Genomic DNA, 19,759 nt, shown 5'->3' with positions numbered 1-19,759 from the left:
CGAAGCTGCGCTTTCCTTATCTATCGGCCGACGCGTTCAATGCAGCGTCGGACCTGCGTCCTTGCGCGGTTCGTCGTCATCGTCATCGTCTTCGTCGACGACGTGCAGGCCGTCCGCGCCATGCGCGTGCTGATGCTGGATCTCGTCATCCGTGGCCGTGCGCACTTCCTGCACCGACAGCGCGAAACGCAGCGCCATGCCCGCGAGCGGATGATTGCCGTCGAGCACGACTTTGTCCTCGGCGACGTCGGTTACGGTGTAGATGAGCGAGTCGATGTCGTCATCGCCATCTTCGGGCGTGCCTTCAAACTGCATGCCGACTTCGAGCGGCTCGGGAAAACGGCTGCGCTCCTCGACCTTCACGAGTTCGGGATCGTATTCGCCGAACGCATCCTGCGGTTCGAGCTGAATGAGCGTTTCATAGCCCGCCTCCTGACCGTCGAGCGCTTCCTCGATCTTGGGGAACGTGCCATCATAGCCGCCGTGCAGATAGACCATCGGCTCGTCGCTCTCCTCGATCAGATTGCCTTGCGCATCCGATAGCTTGTAAGCGACCGAAACGACAGTGTCTTTCGCAATTTTCATTGGATCCTCCAAGATACAAGCCTCGATTATACGATGCCCAAGCGGCCCTCTGACGCAACCCCATCCCCGGTTTCCGGCCTTCTCGCGCATAGTGGCGCGCCTTTGCCGGACGAACCCACACCCTTGTTGGGCAACCGTACGCCGCGACAGTTCATGCGACGTTACTGGCAGAAAAAACCGCTGCTGATCCGGCAAGCCATTCCCGATATCGCGGCTCCGCTCTCGCGCGACGCGTTGTTCGAACTTGCCGATCTCGACGACGTCGAGTCGCGTCTCATCACACATTTTCGCAATACATGGAATCTGGAGCACGGTCCGTTCGCGCCCGACGAATTGCCTTCGTCGAAGAAACGCGAATGGACGCTGCTCGTGCAGGGCGCGAATCTGCATGACGATCGCGCGCACGCATTGATGAACCGGTTCCGCTTCATTCCGGACGCGCGTCTCGACGACCTGATGATCTCGTATGCGACCGATGGCGGCGGTGTCGGACCGCACTTCGACTCTTATGACGTGTTTCTGCTCCAGGTTCATGGAAAGCGCCGCTGGCGCTTTGGCGCACAGCGCGATCTTTCGCTAAAACCCGGACTGCCGTTGAAAGTTTTACAGCACTTCGAGCCCGCGGAAGAATGGGTGCTGGAGCCCGGCGACATGCTCTATCTGCCGCCGCATATCGCACATGACGGCATCGCGGAGGGCGAATGCATGACGGCGTCGATCGGCTTTCGCGCGCCCTCCGCGCACGAGCTCACGGCGCAGTTCCTTTATCATCTCGCCGAGCGCATGAGCGACGCATCCGATGGTCCCAAAGGCAACGCCCGCTATCGCGATCCGGCGCAGCAACCCGTGTCGAGTCCGGCGGCGCTGCCGCCGCTACTCATCGACCGTGTTGGCGCGATCCTTGCGAACGTCAACTGGAATGAAAAGGACATTGCGGCGTTTCTGGGCACGTATTTGAGCGAGCCGAAAGCGAATGTCGTATTCGACCCGCCCGAGCGCGTGTTGAATGAGCAAAAATTTGTAGAGCGAGCGAAAAAAACGGGCGTCAGGCTAGATAGAAAGACTATTTTGCTCTATGACGCGAGGTCATTTTTCGTAAATGGTGAAGCCGAACTGTTGTCGTCAAAGCTGAAAAAGTGGCTCCCTGAATTGGCGGATACTCGCTGTCTGCAGGCGAAACGCTTTGTAACACTTACAGACGAATCGTCAATGACAGCGCTGCTGCACGAATGGTATTGTGCGGGCTGGCTTCGGACGGGTGCTTTGCCTTGACAGGCTTGACTTTACGAGACTTCCTGACACGCGGCGGATGTTAGAATTTTGCTGTTCCGCAATATGAAAGTTTGTATGAGAAAGACAACGTATCGTCCCCCGATTTATCGACGGTCGTTACGAAAGTGCCTATAATTTCCGGCCAAGCCGTAGGAAGTCTCACACAAAAAAGAATTGTGAGTCTCCACAGCGGCCCAGGTCGGTGTTGGAGCACACATTACCGGTACTTTGCGCTGTTGCTTACCTTTAACCATAAAAGGACGTGATCATGAAGAAATCCCTCCTCGTAGCATCCCTGTTGGCTGCTGTTGCTCTGGCTGCATGCAACAAGTCTAGCGAAACGGCTGCTCCGAGCGCTGCAAGCGATACGTCGGCTGCTTCGGCTCCGGCTGCTGCTGCTTCGGACGCAAACGCTGCTGCATCGAGCGCTTCGGCCGCTGCAAGCGATGCAGCTTCGGCTGCTGGCGCAGCTTCGGACGCTGCCGCTTCGGCTGCTGCTCCGGCATCGGGCGCAAGCCAGTAAGGCTTTTAGCCTATCGGCGCTGCGTTGCAGGCCGCTCGATGCGGTCCTGCAAACGAAAAAACCGGCTCTTGAGCCGGTTTTTTTGTATCTGCATTCTGTGCTCGTTCTAGAGCGTGAGCCAGTCAAAACCTTCGGCCTGAGTCGCCACGACGACATCAACCGCCGACGCCCCCAGCACCGCCGCAAGCGCAGCCTGCGCGAGATGCGGCAGATTGTTTTGCTGGCTGAGATGAGCGGCCACGAGGTGACGCAGCCTGGACCGGTCGAGCGACGCGAGAATGGCCGCCGCCGCTTCGTTGTTCAGATGCCCGTGCGTCCCGCCGATGCGCGCCTTGAGCGATGGCGGATAACGGCTCGCGGCGAGCATTTCGACATCGTGATTGGATTCGAGCACGAGCGCATCACAGCCGCTCAGCACGCTCGTGATATGAGGCGTAGACACGCCGACATCCGTCAGCACGCCGAGACGGCAGGCGCCGTCCGAGAAGACGTATTGCAGCGGCTCGCGGGCGTCGTGAGGCACGGTGTACGGCATCACGTGCAGATCGCCGATGGCGACGCTCTCATCGCCCCACAGCACGTTCAATTCGACGTTGGCTTCATCGGCGCCGATCGCGCGCGCCGTGCCCCAACTCATGTGCAGCGGAATGGACCATCGGCGCGCGAGCGTCAATGCGCTGCCGATATGGTCCGTATGCTCGTGCGTGATGACGATGGCGTCCAGATCTTCGGCGCGGCAGTTCAGTCGCGCGAGACGGCGCTCGACTTCCTTCCCGGAGAATCCGCAATCGAGCAGCACGCGCGTCGTGGTCGTGCCGCTCGATGCCTCGACGAGCAACGCATTGCCCTCGCTGCCGCTGCCGAGACTGGCGAATCTCACAATGAACTCATCATCGGCTGACTAACGTGTTCGTCTAGTTCAACTGAGCATGCAGCAACGACACGATACGTTGCGCATCGGACGAATTATCCGGCTGGCCATTCGCATCGACGACGCCGACCTGCGTCACCGAGTCTGCCTTCGGCCGGACGTTCACGAGGAACTGGCGCGTGGGCTTCGGCGTGTTGCTCGAGAAGAGCTTGCCGAAGAGACCTTCCTTCTTCAGCTCCGCCATGGAGTCCGAAAAATGGACGTAGTAGATGCCCTTGTCGCGATCGCGATTGTCGACCGTGAAGTTGGTGCGATCGAGCGCGAGGCCCACGCGCAGCCATGCACGATCGAACGGCTCGGCGAGATCGAGCGTGGAACCGCCCGCGGCCTGATCCACCGCCACCTTCGCGCCCGACGGACGCGCCTCGGCCATCAGCTTTTGCGATTGCGCTTCGGTCAGACCGAATTTCTGCATCAGCTTCGTGAGCACCGCGGCTTCGAGCTGCGGATTGCGCGGACGCGCTTCCCAGCGCGACGAGGTCTTGTCCTGCCCCGTCAGCACTTCTTCCATCGCGCTGTGCGTGACGGAGATGTCGGTCGAGCCGTCCGATGCGCGGTCCACCTGCGTGCGGAACATGTCGCGCGTCCCCGACGAGTACGCGAAGTCGAGCAGCTTGCCCACGCTGTTTCTGAACCAGTCGTTCGGAATGTTCGCGCGGTTCTCGGCCCAGTCGGTCGCCATGATGCCGGTCTGCGGCGCATCGGTCTTGAGCGTGAAGCCGTTCTCTTCCCAGAACTCCTTGAGCGGCCCCCAGATCTGATCGGGCGAGCGGCCATCGACGACGAGCCAGCGGCGATCGCCGTCGCTTTCGATGTGCATGCCGAACGGATCCTGCGCGTTCGGCACGCCGAGCGTCGCGTTGCCGGCCGGCGTGACCGAGCGCTCCGCGGCGCCGCCGAGCGCGTTGATCTTCGGCGGCGCGGCATAGCGCTGGCTGATGTCGGCCGTGGTCAGATCGGACGGAACCGCGAGCGACGGCGCGGTTTCGGCAGCCTTGTAGTTGACGCGATCCGGCGCGAGCCAGTCGTTGAGCGTATCGCAACCCGCAAGCGAGATGAGCGCGCCGGCGCCGAGCGACACCACGCTCACGCGTTTGGCATGAGTAAGAAGAGCGGAAAGTTTCATGAGGTCCTTCTTTGCTGCTGATGACGCATTGCCTCGCGCCGAATCCGCTCTAGCCGAGCGGTTCAGCGAGGCCAATGTCGAAGCCAGTGAGCGGCGGTTGATGGCTGAAGGTGTGGTTCATTTCGATCACGTGCGGCGGCGCGGCCTTTCGATTCTTTGTGACTTGGCGCGCCGCCACGTGTGATCAGGCGAGAAGCCCGGAGTCGCGCAACGCGTCACGCACCACGTCGTGATAACGCGCGTCGAGCGGCGTGAGCGGCAGACGGATGCCGCCTTCCATGCGGCCGAGCGCCTGCAGCGCCCACTTGGCCGGAATCGGATTCGATTCGCAGAAGAGTTGCTTGTGCAGCGACAGCAGCTTCAGATGAATGCGGCGCGCGGTGATCGCATCGCCTTCGATCGCGGCGCGGCAGAGCTGGCTCATTTCCTTCGGCGCGACGTTGGCCGTCACCGAGATATTGCCGTGACCGCCCAGAAGCATCAGCGCGATGGCCGTGGGATCGTCGCCGCTGAAGATTGCGAAGTCCGCCGGCGCGTGCTTGATCAGATGCGCCGCGCGATCGATATTGCCCGTTGCTTCCTTCACGCCGATGATGCCCGGCACGTCCGCGAGACGCAGGATCGTCTCGTTGCTCATGTCGGCAACGGTGCGGCCCGGCACGTTGTAAAGGAGCACCGGCAGATCGACCGCTTCCGCGATGGTGCGGAAATGGCGGTACATGCCTTCCTGCGTCGGCTTGTTGTAATACGGGACGACTTGCAGCGTAGCGTCGGCGCCGACTTTCTTCGCCTGCTTCGAGAGCTCGATGGCCTCGGCGGTCGAATTGCCGCCCGCGCCCGCGATGATCGGGAAGCGCTTGGCCGTGTGTTCGACGGCCGTCTGGATCATCAGGATGTGCTCTTCGACCGACAACGTGGCCGATTCGCCGCTGGTGCCGACCACCACGAGACCGTTCGAGCCTTGCTCGACATGCCAGTCGATCAGTTTTCGAAACGCCGGCAGATCAAGACTACCGTCCTCGTGCATCGGTGTGACGATGGCAGGGATGCTGCCGCGGATCTGGATGCCGCCGTGTGTTCCGTTTGTCATGAAACTCTATGAATTTAATCGTGAATTTAATCGCGAAAAGCGATATTACGCGATTGTAGCGGATTAGCCGGTCAGCGCGTAACGCGGCGGACCCGGGGGTATGTTACCAATGGTGAGCGCGTTTTCCGCTGACTGCGGTTCGCGAACGGCGCAAATCCGCTGCACATAGGCAGGACGCGGATCGTCGACGAATCCGTCCTCGTAAGCGATCACGCGCAGCCGCCCTCGTACCGCTTCGAGCAGTTCGCCGGGATCGAGCAGAAACGCAGGATTCGACGGCTTGCCGATGCTGCCGTTGCCCGCGGCGAACGTCTCGTAGACCAGCACGCCGCCGGGCGCGAGCGCATCGATCAAGTGCCCGAACAGCGGTCGATGCAGATAGTTCGTGACCACGATTGCATCGAACGTTCGGTCGTCCGGCAGCGGCCAGGGCGCGTTTTCGATATCGGCGCTCAGCGTGTCGATGCCGGTTATCGCGGACATCGATGCCAGCGCGTCTGCGTCGCGGTCGATGGCCAGAACCGGAAAACCGCGCGCCGCGAACCAGCGCGCGTGGCGCCCGCTACCCGCGGCGACGTCGAGCACCGCGCCGCCGGGCGCGACGAGATGCGCCCAGCGCGCGACCCACGGACTCGGCACCCCTTCCATCAGTTGTAGGACAGGCCCATGGCCTCGCGCACGTCGCGCATCGTTTCCGTGGCGAACTTGCGCGCCTTGTCGCAGCCATCCGCGACGATCGCGCGCAACAACGACGGGTCGTCCATGTACTTCTGGGCGCGCTCGAGCATCGGCTGCTGCTCGCGCAGGATGCCTTCGATCACCGGCTGCTTGCATTCCAGGCAACCGATGCCCGCGCTGCGGCAACCCTTCTGCACCCACTCATGCGTCTTTTCGTCCGTATAGACCTGATGCAGTTGCCAGACCGGGCATTTGTCGGGATCGCCCGGATCGTTGCGCCGCACGCGCGCCGGGTCGGTCGGCATCCTGCGGACCTTCTGTTCGATGGTCGCCGCGTCCTCGCGCAAGCCGATCGTATTGCCGTAGGACTTCGACATCTTCTGCCCGTCCAGCCCCGGCATGCGCGACGCTTCGGTCAAGAGCACCTGCGGCTCGACGAGGATGATCTTGCGCGAACCTTCCAGATAGCCGAACAGCCGCTCGCGGTCGCTCATCGACAGGCTCTGCGACTCCTGCAGCATCGCGCGCGCTTGTTCGAGCGCTTCGTCGTCGCCTTCCTGCTGATACGCGACGCGCAACTCGTGATAGAGCTTCGCGCGCTTGCCGCCGAGCTTCTTCGCGGCTTCCATCGCCTTTTCCTCGAAGCCCGGCTCGCGGCCGTACAGGTAGTTGAAGCGGCGCGCGATCTCGCGGGTCATCTCGACGTGCGGCACCTGATCCTCGCCGACCGGCACGAGCGACGCGCGATACAGCAGAATGTCCGCCGCCATCAGCACCGGATAGCCGAGGAAGCCGTAAGTGGACAGATCCTTCTCGCGCAGCTTCTCGATCTGCTCCTTGTAGGTCGGCACGCGTTCGAGCCAGCCGAGCGGCGTGCCCATGCCGAGCAGCAGCGACAGCTCCGCGTGCTCGGGCACACGGCTCTGGATGAAGAGCGTCGCCTGCGCCGGATCGATGCCCGACGCCAGCCAGTCGATGAGCACCTCCCACACGTTTTTCTCGATGACCTCGGGCGTCTCGTAGTGCGTCGTGAGCGCGTGCCAGTCGACCACCGCGAAGAAGCACGGGTACTCGGACTGCAGCCGCACCCAGTTTTTCAGCACGCCGTGATAGTGGCCGAGGTGCAGCGACCCGGTGGGCCGCATGCCGGAGAAGATACGGTCAGGGAACATGATGTTATGGGAATAGTGAAGCGAGGGGATTCAGGATAGCCGACACCGCCGTATAGCCGACGTTCACGAGCGGCCCGAGCCAGTAGCGCGTCAGCACGCCGGTCACGACGAGCGCCATCACGATGAAGAAGCCGTACGGCTCGAGCTTCGAAAACGCGATCGACGCGCGCACCGGCAGGAGCGCCATGACGACGCGGCCGCCGTCGAGCGGCGGCAGCGGGAAGAGATTCAGCACGCCGAGCACGAGATTCACGCCGACGCCCGCGGCCGCCATGCGCGTGAAGAACACTTCGTCGACGTGAAAGGCCGCGAGCAGCACCGCGATCACGCCCCAGACGATCGCCTGCACGAAGTTGCTGCCGGGGCCCGCCGCGGCGACCCACAGGCTGCCCCAGCGCGGATTGCGCAGATTGCCGAACGCCACCGGCACGGGCTTCGCGTAGCCGAACATGAACGCGCCGCTCGTCACGAAGTACAGGACGATCGGAATCACGATCGTGCCGATAGGATCGATATGGCGCATGGGGTTCATGGAAACGCGGCCCAGAACGTAGGCCGTGTTGTCGCCGAGCAATCGCGCGGCATAACCATGCGCGGCCTCGTGCAGCGTGATCGCGAAGATCACGGGGAGCGCGTAGACCGCGATGGTTTGTATCAGGGAAGAGTCCATGGGGCGGTATTGTAGCAAGCAGGCAGGTCGGATCAGACGCGCACGACGGCGCCGGGCGCGCACTATTTCGCCCATGATGTGCGATAACGCTCGATCGGGTCGTGTGCCCGTGTACGCTACTGCGCGGCGCTTACGCCGTGAGCCCGAACGGTTCGAGACTGCCTCTCCCCGCGCGCACGAGCACTGGCTCCCCCGATGAAAGGTCGATTACCGTCGACGGCTCCGCCGGGCACGCGCCCGAATCGATCACGAGCTCGACCTGCTTCTCCAGCCGCTCGCGAATCTCTTCGGGATCGTTGAGCGGCTCGGTGTCGGGCGGCAGGATCAGCGTCGACGCGAGCAGCGGCTCGCCGAGCGCCTCCAGCAGCGCGAGCGTGATCGCATGATCCGGCACGCGCAGCCCGATCGTCTTGCGCGACGGATGCGAGAGCCGGCGCGGCACTTCCTTGGTCGCCTGCAGCACGAACACGTAAGGCCCCGGCGTCACCGACTTGATCAGCCGGTACTGCTGGTTGTCGACCATCGCGAAGTTGGAAAGCTCGGAAAGATCGCGCACGAGCAGAGACAGCAGTTGCTTGTCGTCGATGCCGCGAATCCGCCGCAATCGTTCGACGGCGTCCTTGTCGTCGAGATGACAGCCGAGCGCGTAGCTCGAATCCGTCGGCAACGCGACGACACCGCCGTCCTTGATGATCTGCACGGCCTGATTGATGAGCCGCGGCTGCGGATTGTCCGGATGAATGCGAAAAAATTGAGACATGGCGACGCCTTATTGTTTCGATCGTAATCGCGAAGGCCCGGCGCGTGCGAATCGCGCGCAGACGCCTCACGCGATGTGCGTGCGGAAATTCCCGGTGATGCAAAGACCGTGCGCGCATCGAAAGGGCGACGCGCGCCGAAAAAGAACGCTAAAGCCAGCGCGCCCAGACGGGCGTGAGATCGTCGGGAAGCGGCGGAAGCCGGCCGAGATCGACCCGCCCTTCGCCCGCGCCGTGGAAGTCCGAGCCGCGCGACGCCTCGAAGCCGTAGCGGCGCGCGACATCGGCGTATTCGCGGTATTGATCGGGCGTGTGACTGCCGGTCACGACCTCGATCGCACGGCCGCCGAGCTGGATGAATTCGTCGAAGAGCGCGGCGAATTCGACCGGCGTGTAATCGTAGCGTCCCGGATGCGCAATGATCGGCTCGCCGCCCGCATCCTTGATCCACTTGACGGCATCGGCGAGCTTCGCCCAGCAATGCCCGACGAAACCCGGCTTGCCGTCGCCGAGATAGCGCGCGAACACGTCCGAGGTGGACTTCGCGTAACCCGCCTCCACCAGATACCGCGCGAAGTGCGTGCGCGAAATCATGTCGGGATCGTCGGTGAAGCGCAGCGCGTTCTTGTAGCAATCCGGAATGCCGATCGCCGCGAGCGCCTCGCCGATCGCCTCGCCGCGCGCCGCGCGTCCATTGCGCGTGCATTCGAGGCCCTTGAGCAGCGCCGCGTTGTCCGGATCGACGTTCATGCCGACGATATGCACCGTGCGCGATGCCCACGTCACCGAAATCTCGACGCCCGGCAGATAGTCCATTCCGAGCGCTTCGGCGGCCTTGCGCGCGTCGTGTTGCCCGCCGAGCTGATCGTGATCCGTGAGCGACCACAGCGTCACGCCGTTCGCATGCGCGCGCTCCGCGACTTCGGCGGGTGCGAACTGGCCGTCGGACACGGTGGAATGGCAATGCAGATCGGCGTTCATTTTCGGCTCTGAGGTTTCACTTACATTCTAACTGTAATGGCATGACACGCCGATTATGTAGTTCCTTCTTACCGTGGCGCGGCGCTCACGCGCAGAACGATTCGATCAGCGCCGCGACACGCTCCGGCTGGTCGTGATGGATCATGTGCCCGGCGCCGTCGACGATTTCCTCGCGCCAGTCGGAGAAAGCGGCAAAGCGCGTCTTGAACTCGGCGATGGGCGTCTGTCCCGCGAAGGTGGCAAGCGTCGGCGAGTCCTTCGCCTCGACATGCAGCACCGGCGCCGTGACGCGCGCCCAAGCCGCGCTCACTTCGTCCAGCCGATACAACGTCGGTCCACGCAACTTGTGCGCCGGATCGGCAAGCAGATGAAAGCGCCCGTCGCTTTCCTCGCGCGACCAGTGCTGCGCGAGATAGCGCGCCCGGGCGAGCGGCAGGCGCGGATTCGTGCGGATCAGCCGGTCGGCGACTTCATCGAGGCTCGCATAGCTGCGCAGCGTGGGCGGCGTGCGCAGATCGTCGAGCCATTGCGCGATGCGCCCCGGCGATTGCGATGCACGCGCCGCCGGCAGCCCGAAGCCTTCGAGATCGACCACGCGGCGCACGCGCTCGGGCCGCACGCCCGCGTAAAGCAGCGCGACGTTCGCGCCCATGCTGTGGCCGACGAGATTCACTTGCGTGCCGCGCGAGAAGTGATCGAGCAGCACGTCGAGATCGGCGAGATAGTCGGGAAAGTAGTAATGCCCGCCGCCTTTCTCCGCGATTGGCCAGTCCGACAGCCCGAAGCCGCGCGCGTCGGGCGCGAGCACCTGCCATTCCCCGGCGAGGGCATCGACGACGAACTGGAACGACGCGCTCATGTCCATCCAGCCGTGCAGCATGAAGAGCATCGGGGCGTCGGGCGAGCCCCAGCGGCGCACGTGCAGACGCACGCCGCGCGCATCGACGAATTCGGAGCGCGATTCTTTCATGATGTCGTTTCGGATGAAAAGGATGATCGTTCGATTATAGCGACGATGGGCGCGCGCTACTTCGCGTCGTCCAGCCCGGCGAGCGCGCGCAGTTCGGCTTCGTCGAAGCCGGCGTCGCGGCGCGCCTCGAAATTGAACGGGCCGCGCAGCTTCGGCGCGTGATACTGCGCGGCAAGGCGTTCGTAGGTCGTATGCGGATCGAGGCGCTGGCCGTCGCACAGAAAACGGAACCAGCGATTGCCGATCAGCACGTGGCCGATTTCGTCGTGCAGGATGACGTCGAGAATCGCCGCGGACGCGTGGTCGCCCGCCTGCGCGAGGCGCTTGCGAATGGGCGGCGATGCGTCGAGGCCGCGAGCCTCCAGCGTGCGCGGCACGAGCGCCATGCGCGCGAGCACGTCGCCGCGCGTGCGCTGCGCCATCTCCCAGAGGCCATCGTGCGCCGGGAAATCGCCGTAGGCGTGGCCGAATTCGGCGAGACGCGCGCTCAGCAGCGAAAAGTGATGCGCTTCCTCCGCCGCCACTTTCAACCAGTCGAGATAAAAATCATGCGGCATCGACGGGAATCGCCAGACGGCGTCGAGCGCGAGATTGATCGCGTTGAATTCGATGTGCGCGAGCGCGTGCAGCAGCACGGCGCGGCCCGCATCCGATTGCATGCCGCGACGCTTCAGCGACGACGGCTCCACGAGTTCCGGGCGTTCCGGCCGACCGGGCAGATCGCCGGGTTCATCGAGCGCGACGTTCGGATCGATGCGTGACGGCTCCGCACGCGCCGACTCGAACAGCAGGCGGGCGCGCGCCGCTTTCGTCGCGGGCGCGCGCTCGCGCAGGATGGAGAGCGCCGCGCGGCGCGCGCAGGCGTTCGCTTCGGTGGTGGGAATGGCAGAGTCGTGCATCGAACTATCTCGAAAACAGGCGCGCAACGGAGCAGTCCAGCGGACGCTTACGGCAAACAGCTAAAATGGTAATCCCGGCGGACGCCGCACATCGCGTAACAATCGGCGCAACGACGGCATCGACCGTCAAGCCGCATCGGCAGGCGCGCATTTTAGCGCCCCCCCGCCCCACTCTTACGACACCACGCCCCAGGAGACAATGTGGCCATCTACAAACTCGGCGACGACGCCCCGACCATCCACGAAAGCGTGTTCCTGGCAGACACCGCGACCATCATCGGCCGCGTGACGCTGGAGGAAAACACGAGCGTCTGGCCCGGCGCATCGCTGCGCGGCGACAACGAGCCGATCGTCGTCGGGCGCGGCAGCAACGTGCAGGAAGGCGCGGTGCTGCATGCGGACCCCGGCTTTCCTCTGACGATCGAAAACGATGTCACCGTTGGCCATCAGGCGATGCTGCACGGCTGCACGGTCAAGGAAGGCTCGCTGATCGGGATTCAGGCCGTGGTCTTGAATGGTGCGGTGATCGGCCGCAATTGTCTGGTTGGCGCGGGCGCCGTCGTCACCGAAGGCAAGGTGTTTCCGGACAACACGCTGATTCTCGGCGCGCCCGCGAAAGCGGTCCGGGAAATCGGCGAGGCGGACATCGCCCGCATGCGCGCCGCCACGGCAAGCTACGCCGACCGGCGCGAATACTACAAGGCGCAGCTCGTGCGCATCGGCTGAGACCCGGCAGAGCGGGCGAGCCTCAACACCCAAGGAAGAGTTGTGAACGACCAGTTGCAGAAATTCATGTTCAACGCGGCGCCCGTGCGCGGCGAGATCGTCTCATTGCGCCACACATGGCAGGAAGTGCTCGCGCGCCGCTCGTATCCCGCGGCCGTGCGCAACGTGCTCGGCGAGATGATGGCCGCATGCGCGCTCTTGTCCGCGAACCTCAAGTTCGACGGCACGCTCGTCATGCAGATCTACGGCGACGGCCCCGTGAAGATGCTGGTCGTGCAGTGCGATTCCCACCTCTCTCTGCGCGCCACCGCGAAGCTCGCCGAAGGCGCGGAGCGCGAGCTGGAAAACGAGATGTCGCTCGCCGAGCTGCTGAACCGTCACGGGCGCGGGCGCTGCGTCATCACGCTCGATCCGGCCGACAAGAAGCCAGGACAGCAGCCGTATCAGGGCATCGTGCCGCTGTCGGGCGAGCACGGCCCGCTCGCGTCGATGGCCGAGGTGCTCGAGCACTACATGCATCACTCCGAGCAGCTCGACACGCGCCTGTGGCTCGCCGCCGATACGGATCGCGCCGTCGGCATGCTCCTGCAAAAGCTGCCGGGCGATGGTGGCATCGTTCCGCATCCGGGCGAGCACGACGCGGACACCTGGCAGCGCGTCTGCCATCTCGGCAGCACGCTTTCGAACGAAGAATTGCTGAAGGAAGAACCGGACACGGTCTTCAAGCGCCTGTTCTGGCAGGAAAACGTGCAGCATTTCGATCCCGCGCCCGCGCGCTTCCAGTGCACCTGCTCGCGCGAAAAAGTCGGCGGCATGCTCAAGATGCTCGGCCGCGAGGAAGTCGATGGCGTCATCGAGGAGCGCGGCAATGTCGAAGTGCATTGCGAGTTCTGCAATCAGCGTTACGACTTCGACGCCGTCGACGTGGCGCAACTTTTTGTCGCAAAAGAACTCTCACAAGGCGTGAGTCCGGCGTCGGACCGGCGGCACTGAAACGCCGCGAAAGCCTTGTCCAGCGGAGCCTGCGCCGCACGCGTCCGGGGTTTCTCAAGCCCGGCGACCGTCCGGCGCGCCGCTTGCGAGCCAAGACTCACGACAGACTCCGCAAGCTATGATTGGGGCTCCTGTAAAGATGTCGGCCCGCTGGAGGTCGTAAATGAAAACCGCAACGCTCAACTGGAAATTGCTGCCGTGCCTTGCCGGCGTCGTACTGTTCGCCGGCTGCATGATGGATCCGCCCGGCCCTTCACCGATCTATAGCCGTCTGCCCGATACGCCGCCCGCGCCCCAGCAGACGCTGACGTCGCAGCAGCAGATGGAACGCTACAACGCCATCGACAAGCAGGCGCTGAACGAATCGCAGCAGGCGGCTGCCGCGGGCAATGCGGCGAAGACGATGTCGCAGTTCTATTCGCCCGCGCCGGTCTCGGTCTACGGGGGCTATTCGAGTGGCGGCTGGGGCGGCCCGTACTGGGGCACCGGCGTCGGAGTGGGCACCTGGTGGTGATCGAAGCAGCGAGACGGTCAGCACAAACAAAAATAGCGCGGTCGATGACCGCGCTATTTTTTTGTTCCGATCGGCAGATCGGCAAGCCGCCGCGCTACTGCACCGCGCCCTGCGGCTGTTTCTTCTTCGCTTCGGCTGCCTTTTCCTTCTGCGCCTTCTTGTCGAGATCGCGCAATTCCTGCTTCGAACGCGAGACGGGATTCGGCACCACGCGCAGCGGCGCCGCCGAGACCTGACCGCGTGTCGAGCCATTCATGCCCGGCACGTTCGCGGAATTGACGGGCGCATTCGAATTCGGCGCGACGAACTGCACGAACACCTCGCTGTCCTTCACCATGCCCATCTCGTAGCGCGCGCGCTCTTCCACGGCGGCAGTGCCGCTTTGCAGATCCTGCACTTCGCCCTGCACGCGCTCGTTGCGCAATCTCAGGTTCGTGTTCTTCTCCGTCTGCTGCGCGAGCTGCTGCTGCAATTCATGCACGCGCAGCCAGCCGCCGTGGCCCCACCAGAGCGGGTATTGGATCAGCACCAGCAACAGAACCAGAACGACAGTTACGAGCCGCATTCACGTAGCCGAAATAAGCGCCGCCCTGCGGCGAAATGCCGTGGGCGGCGGGCTTCAAAAGATGACGCTTCAAAGACGATCAAACGTCTTATCGACTAAAGCGGCAAAAGCTTTAGCGCAAGTTGTAGAACGCCGACTTGCCCGGGTAGCTCGCGATATCGCCGAGGTCTTCCTCGATGCGCAGCAGCTGGTTGTACTTCGAGATGCGATCGCTGCGCGACAGCGAGCCGGTCTTGATCTGCCCGGCATTCAGGCCGACGGCGATATCGGCGATGGTCGAATCTTCCGTTTCGCCCGAGCGGTGCGAGATCACGGCCGTATAGCCCGCGCGCTTGGCCATTTCGATTGCCGCGAAGGTTTCCGTCAGCGTGCCGATCTGGTTGATCTTGATGAGGATCGAGTTCGCGATGCCCTTCTCGATGCCTTCCTTCAGGATGCGCGTGTTGGTGACGAAGAGATCGTCGCCGACGAGCTGGATCTTCTTGCCGAGCTTGTCGGTGAGGATCTTCCAGCCTTCCCAGTCGCTTTCGTGCATGCCGTCTTCGATCGACACGATCGGGAATTTATCCGCGAGCGTCGCCAGATAGTCCGCGAATTCGCTCGACGACAGTTGCAGGCCTTCGCCCGCGAGCTGGTACTTGCCGTCGTGGTAGAACTCGCTCGCCGCGCAGTCGAGCGCGAGCAGCACGTCTTCACCGGCGCGGTAACCGGCCTTCTCGATCGCCTGCAGAATCGTCGACAGGCATTCGTCGTTGCTGCCGAAGTTCGGCGCGAAGCCGCCTTCGTCGCCCACGGCGGTGCTCATGCCGCGATCGGCGAGAATCTTCTTGAGCGCGTGGAACACTTCCGCGCCGCAGCGAAGCGCTTCGCGGAAAGTCGGCTGGCTGACCGGGACGATCATGAATTCCTGGATGTCCAGGCTGTTGTTCGCGTGCGCGCCGCCGTTGACGATGTTCATCATCGGCACCGGCAGTTGCATCGCGCCCGAACCGCCGAAGTACCGGTACAGCGGCAGGCCGGCTTCTTCAGCGGCGGCCTTGGCGACGGCCATCGACACGGCGAGCATCGCGTTCGCGCCGAGGCGCGATTTATTCTCCGTACCGTCGAGCTCGAGCAGGGTCTTGTCGAGGAAAGCCTGTTCCGAGGCGTCGAGGCCCATGATGGCTTCGGAAATCTCGGTGTTGATGTGTTCGACGGCCTTCAGCACGCCCTTGCCGTTGTAGCGGCCGGCTTCGTCGTCACGCAGTTCGATGGCTTCGCGCGAACCGGTGGACGCGCCCGACGGAACCGCCGCGCGGCCCATCGTGCCCGATTCGAGCAACACGTCGCATTCGACGGTCGGATTGCCTCGCGAATCGAGAATCTCGCGGCCGATGATATCTACGATAGCACTCATGGTTTCCTCAAGAAATGACGATGAATTCTGTCAGTCACAACGAAGCGCGCCGCCTGTTTTTACACTTCGATACACGCGGCGGCACGCGCTTCACTGCTTCGCTCAGACCCTTTCGATGATCGCCGGTTCAGCGCCGGCGCAAAGAGCGGTCGTTTCGGGATAGCGATTCGATCCGCATCGCTTTCGTGGGGAGCGGGCGTGAGTCCCGCTGATCGGTGCGGGTACGCGCGTATCGCCCTGATGCGCGCCCTGATGCGTGCCGCACGCTCCTCCGTTGCTCCGGTCACTCCAGGTGACCTCTTATCGTGACACGGGCGCCGATGAAGACGCCCGCGCCGCACTTCTTTTTTGCCGCAGATGCTCAGTTGAAATCGTTCTCGAGGAACGAGCCGCTCTTCACCGCGCGATCGATGGTGATCAGCGTCTTGAGCAGCGCTTCCATGTGATGCAGCGGCACCGCATTCGGGCCGTCCGACTTCGCGCATGCCGGGTCCGGATGCGTCTCCATGAAGAGACCCGCGATGCCCGTCGCGACTGCTGCGCGCGCGAGCACCGGAACGAACTCGCGCTGACCGCCCGAACTCGTGCCCTGCCCGCCCGGCAACTGTACCGAATGCGTTGCGTCGAACACGACCGGCGCGTTGGTTTCGCGCATGATCGCGAGCGAGCGCATGTCGGACACGAGGTTGTTATAGCCGAACGACACACCGCGCTCGCACGCCATGAAGCGGTCTTCCGACAGACCCGCTTCACGTGCGGCGTCGCGCGCCTTGTCGATCACGTTCTTCATGTCGTGCGGCGCGAGGAACTGGCCCTTCTTGATGTTCACGGGCTTGCCCGAGCGCGCGCACGCGTGGATGAAATCGGTCTGACGGCACAGGAACGCGGGCGTCTGCAGCACGTCCACCACCGATGCGACCGCTTCGATCTCGTGCTCCGCGTGCACGTCCGTGAGAACCGGCACGCCGAGTTGCTTTTTCACTTCGCCGAGAATGCGCAGCCCTTCGTCCATGCCGAGGCCGCGAAACGACTTGCCAGAGCTGCGGTTCGCCTTGTCGTAGGACGACTTGTAGATGAACGGCACGCCGAGCTTCTCGGTCATTTCCTTGAGGCGCCCGGCGACGTCGATCGTCATTTGCTCCGATTCGACGACACACGTGCCCGCGATCAGAAAGAACGGCTTGTCGAGACCGGCTTCGAAGTGACACAGCTTCATGCTTGCGCTCCCGCGGTCGCCGCAGCCCTGGCCGGCGCCTTCGCATCGCCGGATTCGGCGTGCGCGCGCGCCGCTTCGACGAACGCCTTGAAGAGCGGATGCCCGTCGCGCGGCGTCGACGTGAATTCAGGGTGGAACTGCACGCCGACGAACCACGGGTGCAGCGACTGCGGCAACTCCATCATTTCGGGCAGATCCTCGCTCGGGGTACGGGCGCTGATGATAAGCCCGCCGGCCTCGAGCTGGGGCACGAAACGGTTATTGACTTCATAACGGTGACGATGACGCTCGTTCACATCGGTGCCATAGATGCGTCCGGCCATCGTGCCAGGCTTGATCGGGCACTTCTGCGAGCCAAGGCGCATGGTCCCGCCGAGATCCGACTCTTCGTTACGCTTCTCGATGCGGCCCGCGCGGTCGTACCACTCGGTGATGAGCGCGACGACCGGATTCTTCGTGTCCTGATCGAACTCGGTGCTGTTCGCATCCGCGAGACCGGCGACATCGCGAGCGAATTCGATCACCGCGAGCTGCATGCCGAGACAGATGCCGAGATACGGCGTCTTCGATTCGCGCGCGTATTTGATCGCCTTGATCTTGCCTTCCGTGCCGCGCCGGCCAAAGCCGCCCGGAACGAGCACGGCGTCGAGATGCTTGAGCGCATCGGTGCCTTCGGCGTCGATCTGCTCGGAATCGATGTACTCGATATTGACCTTCGTCGACGTGTGAATCGCCGCGTGACGCAGCGCTTCGATCAGCGACTTGTACGACTCGGTCAGCTCGACATACTTGCCGACCATGCCGATGGTCACTTCGCTCTTCGGGTTCTCGAGCTTCTCGACGAGGTTCGACCACATCGACAGATCGGCGGGCGGCGGCGAGAGCTTGAGCGCTTCGCAGATGATGTCGTCGAGGTGCTGGTCGTTCAGCATCTGCGGAATCTTGTAGATGCTGTCCGCGTCCCACACGGAAATGACCGCGTCTTCGGGCACGTTCGAGAACATCGAGATCTTGGCGCGCTCGTCGTCCGGAATCGGGCGGTCCGCGCGGCACAGCAGCACGTTCGGATAGATACCGATTTCGCGCAGCTTCTGCACGCTGTGCTGCGTGGGCTTGGTCTTCAGCTCGCCCGCGGTCGCGATGAACGGCACGAGCGTGAGATGCACGAAGCACGCGCTGTTGCGACCCATGCGCAGGCTCATCTGACGCGCGGCTTCGAGGAACGGCAGCGACTCGATGTCACCCACCGTGCCGCCGACTTCCACGATCGCGACATCCGGCTGACCGCATGTCGCCGCTGCGGCGCCACGCTCGACGAAAGCCTGGATTTCGTTGGTGATGTGCGGAATGACCTGCACCGTCTTGCCCAGATATTCGCCGCGGCGTTCCTTGCGGATCACCGATTCGTAAATCTGGCCCGTGGTGAAGTTATTGGCCTTGCGCATCTTCGTGCTGATGAAGCGCTCGTAGTGGCCGAGGTCGAGGTCGGTCTCCGCTCCGTCTTCCGTCACGAACACTTCGCCGTGCTGAAACGGGCTCATCGTGCCGGGGTCGACGTTGATGTAGGGATCGAGCTTGAGGAGAGTGACTTTCAGACCGCGCGATTCGAGGATCGCGGCGAGGGAGGCGGCGGCAATACCCTTGCCAAGGGACGAAACTACGCCGCCGGTGACGAATACATATTTGGTCATCGCTAGATGCTCGCGGGAAAAACGGATTATACCGTAAAGGCAGGTTCCCACGAAGCGCACCAGACGCGGAGATTGACTACAAAACCGCGCTTTTCCACGTCATTTTTGTGGAACGTCGCGCCGGCCGTTCGTCAAGGCCCGCGTGCGTGCTCGTGCCCTTTTGAGCGCTTCGTCATGGCGATGGCTGCATCGCTTTAAGCAGGCGCTGCACAGCGCGCGCGGTGTCGATCGGGCGCTCCATCGGAAAGAGATGGCTGCCTTCCATCCATTCGATGCGCGCCCCCGCGATGCGCCGCGTCATGCCGAGTCCCACCTGCCGCACTTCGCGCGAACGCGTCCCCGCGATGAAGCGCACCGGCACCGGCACGCCGTGCGCGACGCGCGCGCCGAGCGTGTGCGGCAGCGTGCGATAGATCAGATATTCGATGTGACGATCGAATGCGAGCGAGCGCGCGCCGTTCGCATGCGTCTGCGGAATGCCGAAATCGATGTAGTCGGACAACATGCGCTCGTCCCAGCGCGCGAACGCGGGCTTCGACAGAAAATGCCGCCACGCCTCGTCGCGGCTCGCCCACTGCGTGCGGCGCTTCCTGGTCGCGGCGGCGGGCGACAGGCGCTCGTCGAGTCCCGTCCATTGCGTGACGCGCAGGAGACTGCTCCGCCAGCCCGCGATCACGGGCGAATCGAGCATCACGACGCCCTTCACCCATTGCGGACGTTTCAGCGCGGCCATCAGCGACACATAGCCGCCGAGCGAATGCCCGACGAGCCATACCTTCGGATGCGCGTCATCGGCTTCGCGTCGATAGCGGCTCATGTCATCGATGAGTTGATCGACGAGATACGGCCAGTCGCGCGTCACCGGAAAGCGCGCGTCGTGCCCGATGCGCTCGATGCTGCGAACTTCGTAATCGTCGGAAAGCTCCGCGAAAATCGTGCGATAGACCGATGCCGGAAAACCGTTCGCGTGCGAGAAATGGATGATGTCTTTCAAGCGTGTCTC

The 19,759-nt window shown here is 63.4% G+C and carries 22 protein-coding genes; 6 read left to right on the top strand and 16 right to left on the bottom strand.

Annotated elements, in window-relative coordinates:
• Nucleotides 1-36 precede the first annotated feature (36 nt).
• Complete coding sequence (locus IAG25_RS34235; protein WP_187608829.1) at nt 37-585, bottom strand: FKBP-type peptidyl-prolyl cis-trans isomerase; 549 nt, start codon at nt 583-585, stop codon at nt 37-39.
• Nucleotides 586-618: 33 nt separating this feature from the next.
• On the opposite strand from IAG25_RS34235, the gene IAG25_RS34230 reads away from it, so the two are divergent.
• Together IAG25_RS34230 and IAG25_RS41695 are read left to right on the top strand one after the other, a co-directional pair.
• The gene (locus tag IAG25_RS34230; RefSeq protein ID WP_187608828.1) at nt 619-1,857 is read left to right on the top strand and encodes a cupin domain-containing protein; all 1,239 of its coding nucleotides are present in this window, start codon (nt 619-621) and stop codon (nt 1,855-1,857) included.
• Nucleotides 1,858-2,125: 268 nt separating this feature from the next.
• Nucleotides 2,126-2,380 (top strand): hypothetical protein, encoded by a 255-nt coding sequence (locus IAG25_RS41695; RefSeq protein ID WP_074168913.1) that lies wholly within the window; start codon nt 2,126-2,128, stop codon nt 2,378-2,380.
• 106 nt (nt 2,381-2,486) lie between these two features.
• Here the strand turns inward: IAG25_RS41695 and IAG25_RS34220 are convergent, their stop codons facing one another.
• Both IAG25_RS34220 and bamC read right to left on the bottom strand, forming a co-directional pair.
• Nucleotides 2,487-3,260 (bottom strand): MBL fold metallo-hydrolase, encoded by a 774-nt coding sequence (locus tag IAG25_RS34220; protein WP_187608826.1) that lies wholly within the window; start codon nt 3,258-3,260, stop codon nt 2,487-2,489.
• Between the two features lie 34 nt (nt 3,261-3,294).
• A complete protein-coding gene (gene bamC / locus IAG25_RS34215) occupies nt 3,295-4,437 on the bottom strand; it encodes an outer membrane protein assembly factor BamC (RefSeq protein ID WP_187608825.1) in 1,143 nt (380 codons plus the stop codon).
• On the opposite strand from bamC, the gene IAG25_RS34210 reads away from it, so the two are divergent.
• A complete protein-coding gene (locus IAG25_RS34210; protein ID WP_187608824.1) occupies nt 4,436-4,621 on the top strand; it encodes a hypothetical protein in 186 nt (61 codons plus the stop codon). The genes bamC and IAG25_RS34210 overlap by 2 nt on opposite strands.
• On the opposite strand, the gene dapA is transcribed toward IAG25_RS34210, so the two are convergent.
• The 8 genes from dapA to IAG25_RS34170 form a co-directional block, all read right to left on the bottom strand.
• Nucleotides 4,622-5,527, bottom strand: a complete 906-nt coding sequence (gene dapA / locus IAG25_RS34205) for a 4-hydroxy-tetrahydrodipicolinate synthase (RefSeq protein ID WP_187608823.1) — start codon at nt 5,525-5,527, stop codon at nt 4,622-4,624.
• A gap of 63 nt (nt 5,528-5,590) precedes the next feature.
• Complete coding sequence (locus tag IAG25_RS34200) at nt 5,591-6,175, bottom strand: class I SAM-dependent methyltransferase (protein ID WP_187608822.1); 585 nt, start codon at nt 6,173-6,175, stop codon at nt 5,591-5,593.
• Nucleotides 6,175-7,377 (bottom strand): tryptophan--tRNA ligase, encoded by a 1,203-nt coding sequence (locus tag IAG25_RS34195; protein WP_035503065.1) that lies wholly within the window; start codon nt 7,375-7,377, stop codon nt 6,175-6,177. Before IAG25_RS34195 ends, IAG25_RS34200 begins: the two co-directional genes overlap by 1 nt.
• Before the next feature lie 4 nt (nt 7,378-7,381).
• On the bottom strand, nt 7,382-8,047 hold the full coding sequence (locus tag IAG25_RS34190; RefSeq protein WP_035503067.1) for a site-2 protease family protein: 666 nt from the start codon (nt 8,045-8,047) through the stop codon (nt 7,382-7,384).
• A gap of 130 nt (nt 8,048-8,177) precedes the next feature.
• The gene (locus IAG25_RS34185) at nt 8,178-8,807 is read right to left on the bottom strand and encodes an L-threonylcarbamoyladenylate synthase (protein ID WP_187608821.1); all 630 of its coding nucleotides are present in this window, start codon (nt 8,805-8,807) and stop codon (nt 8,178-8,180) included.
• A 148-nt stretch (nt 8,808-8,955) separates the two neighbouring features.
• Nucleotides 8,956-9,786, bottom strand: a complete 831-nt coding sequence (locus tag IAG25_RS34180) for a 3',5'-nucleoside bisphosphate phosphatase (protein ID WP_187608820.1) — start codon at nt 9,784-9,786, stop codon at nt 8,956-8,958.
• An 85-nt stretch (nt 9,787-9,871) separates the two neighbouring features.
• Nucleotides 9,872-10,756: an alpha/beta fold hydrolase gene (locus tag IAG25_RS34175; protein WP_187608819.1), complete on the bottom strand. Its 885-nt coding sequence runs from the start codon at nt 10,754-10,756 to the stop codon at nt 9,872-9,874.
• Between the two features lie 56 nt (nt 10,757-10,812).
• Nucleotides 10,813-11,655, bottom strand: coding sequence for a ferritin-like domain-containing protein (locus tag IAG25_RS34170; RefSeq protein WP_187608818.1), 843 nt, complete (start codon nt 11,653-11,655; stop codon nt 10,813-10,815).
• Nucleotides 11,656-11,856: 201 nt separating this feature from the next.
• Between IAG25_RS34170 and IAG25_RS34165 the strand changes: the two genes are divergently transcribed.
• The 3 genes from IAG25_RS34165 (at nt 11,857) to IAG25_RS34155 (ending at nt 13,888) form a co-directional block, all read left to right on the top strand.
• A complete protein-coding gene (locus IAG25_RS34165; protein ID WP_187608817.1) occupies nt 11,857-12,381 on the top strand; it encodes a gamma carbonic anhydrase family protein in 525 nt (174 codons plus the stop codon).
• Nucleotides 12,382-12,423: 42 nt separating this feature from the next.
• A complete protein-coding gene (gene hslO / locus IAG25_RS34160) occupies nt 12,424-13,374 on the top strand; it encodes an Hsp33 family molecular chaperone HslO (RefSeq protein ID WP_187608816.1) in 951 nt (316 codons plus the stop codon).
• Between the two features lie 163 nt (nt 13,375-13,537).
• The gene (locus IAG25_RS34155; protein WP_187608815.1) at nt 13,538-13,888 is read left to right on the top strand and encodes a hypothetical protein; all 351 of its coding nucleotides are present in this window, start codon (nt 13,538-13,540) and stop codon (nt 13,886-13,888) included.
• Nucleotides 13,889-13,982: 94 nt separating this feature from the next.
• On the opposite strand, the gene ftsB is transcribed toward IAG25_RS34155, so the two are convergent.
• The 5 genes from ftsB to IAG25_RS34130 form a co-directional block, all read right to left on the bottom strand.
• The gene (ftsB, locus tag IAG25_RS34150) at nt 13,983-14,453 is read right to left on the bottom strand and encodes a cell division protein FtsB (RefSeq protein WP_187608814.1); all 471 of its coding nucleotides are present in this window, start codon (nt 14,451-14,453) and stop codon (nt 13,983-13,985) included.
• Between the two features lie 112 nt (nt 14,454-14,565).
• Nucleotides 14,566-15,849 carry a phosphopyruvate hydratase gene (gene eno / locus IAG25_RS34145; RefSeq protein ID WP_187608813.1) on the bottom strand — a complete coding sequence of 428 codons (1,284 nt, stop codon included), beginning with the start codon at nt 15,847-15,849 and terminating at the stop codon, nt 14,566-14,568.
• Nucleotides 15,850-16,210: 361 nt separating this feature from the next.
• Nucleotides 16,211-17,065, bottom strand: coding sequence for a 3-deoxy-8-phosphooctulonate synthase (kdsA, locus tag IAG25_RS34140; protein ID WP_187608812.1), 855 nt, complete (start codon nt 17,063-17,065; stop codon nt 16,211-16,213).
• Entirely contained in the window at nt 17,062-18,756 is a 1,695-nt protein-coding gene (locus IAG25_RS34135) for a CTP synthase (RefSeq protein ID WP_187608811.1), read from the bottom strand. The genes kdsA and IAG25_RS34135 overlap by 4 nt, the downstream gene beginning before the upstream one ends.
• Before the next feature lie 172 nt (nt 18,757-18,928).
• Complete coding sequence (locus IAG25_RS34130) at nt 18,929-19,750, bottom strand: alpha/beta fold hydrolase (RefSeq protein WP_187608810.1); 822 nt, start codon at nt 19,748-19,750, stop codon at nt 18,929-18,931.
• Nucleotides 19,751-19,759: the final 9 nt, after the last annotated feature.

This window comes from Caballeronia sp. EK (genome assembly GCF_014384845.1).
Classification (GTDB): Bacteria; Pseudomonadota; Gammaproteobacteria; order Burkholderiales; family Burkholderiaceae; genus Caballeronia; species Caballeronia jiangsuensis.
This window is presented reverse-complemented; position numbering and strand designations above follow the sequence as displayed.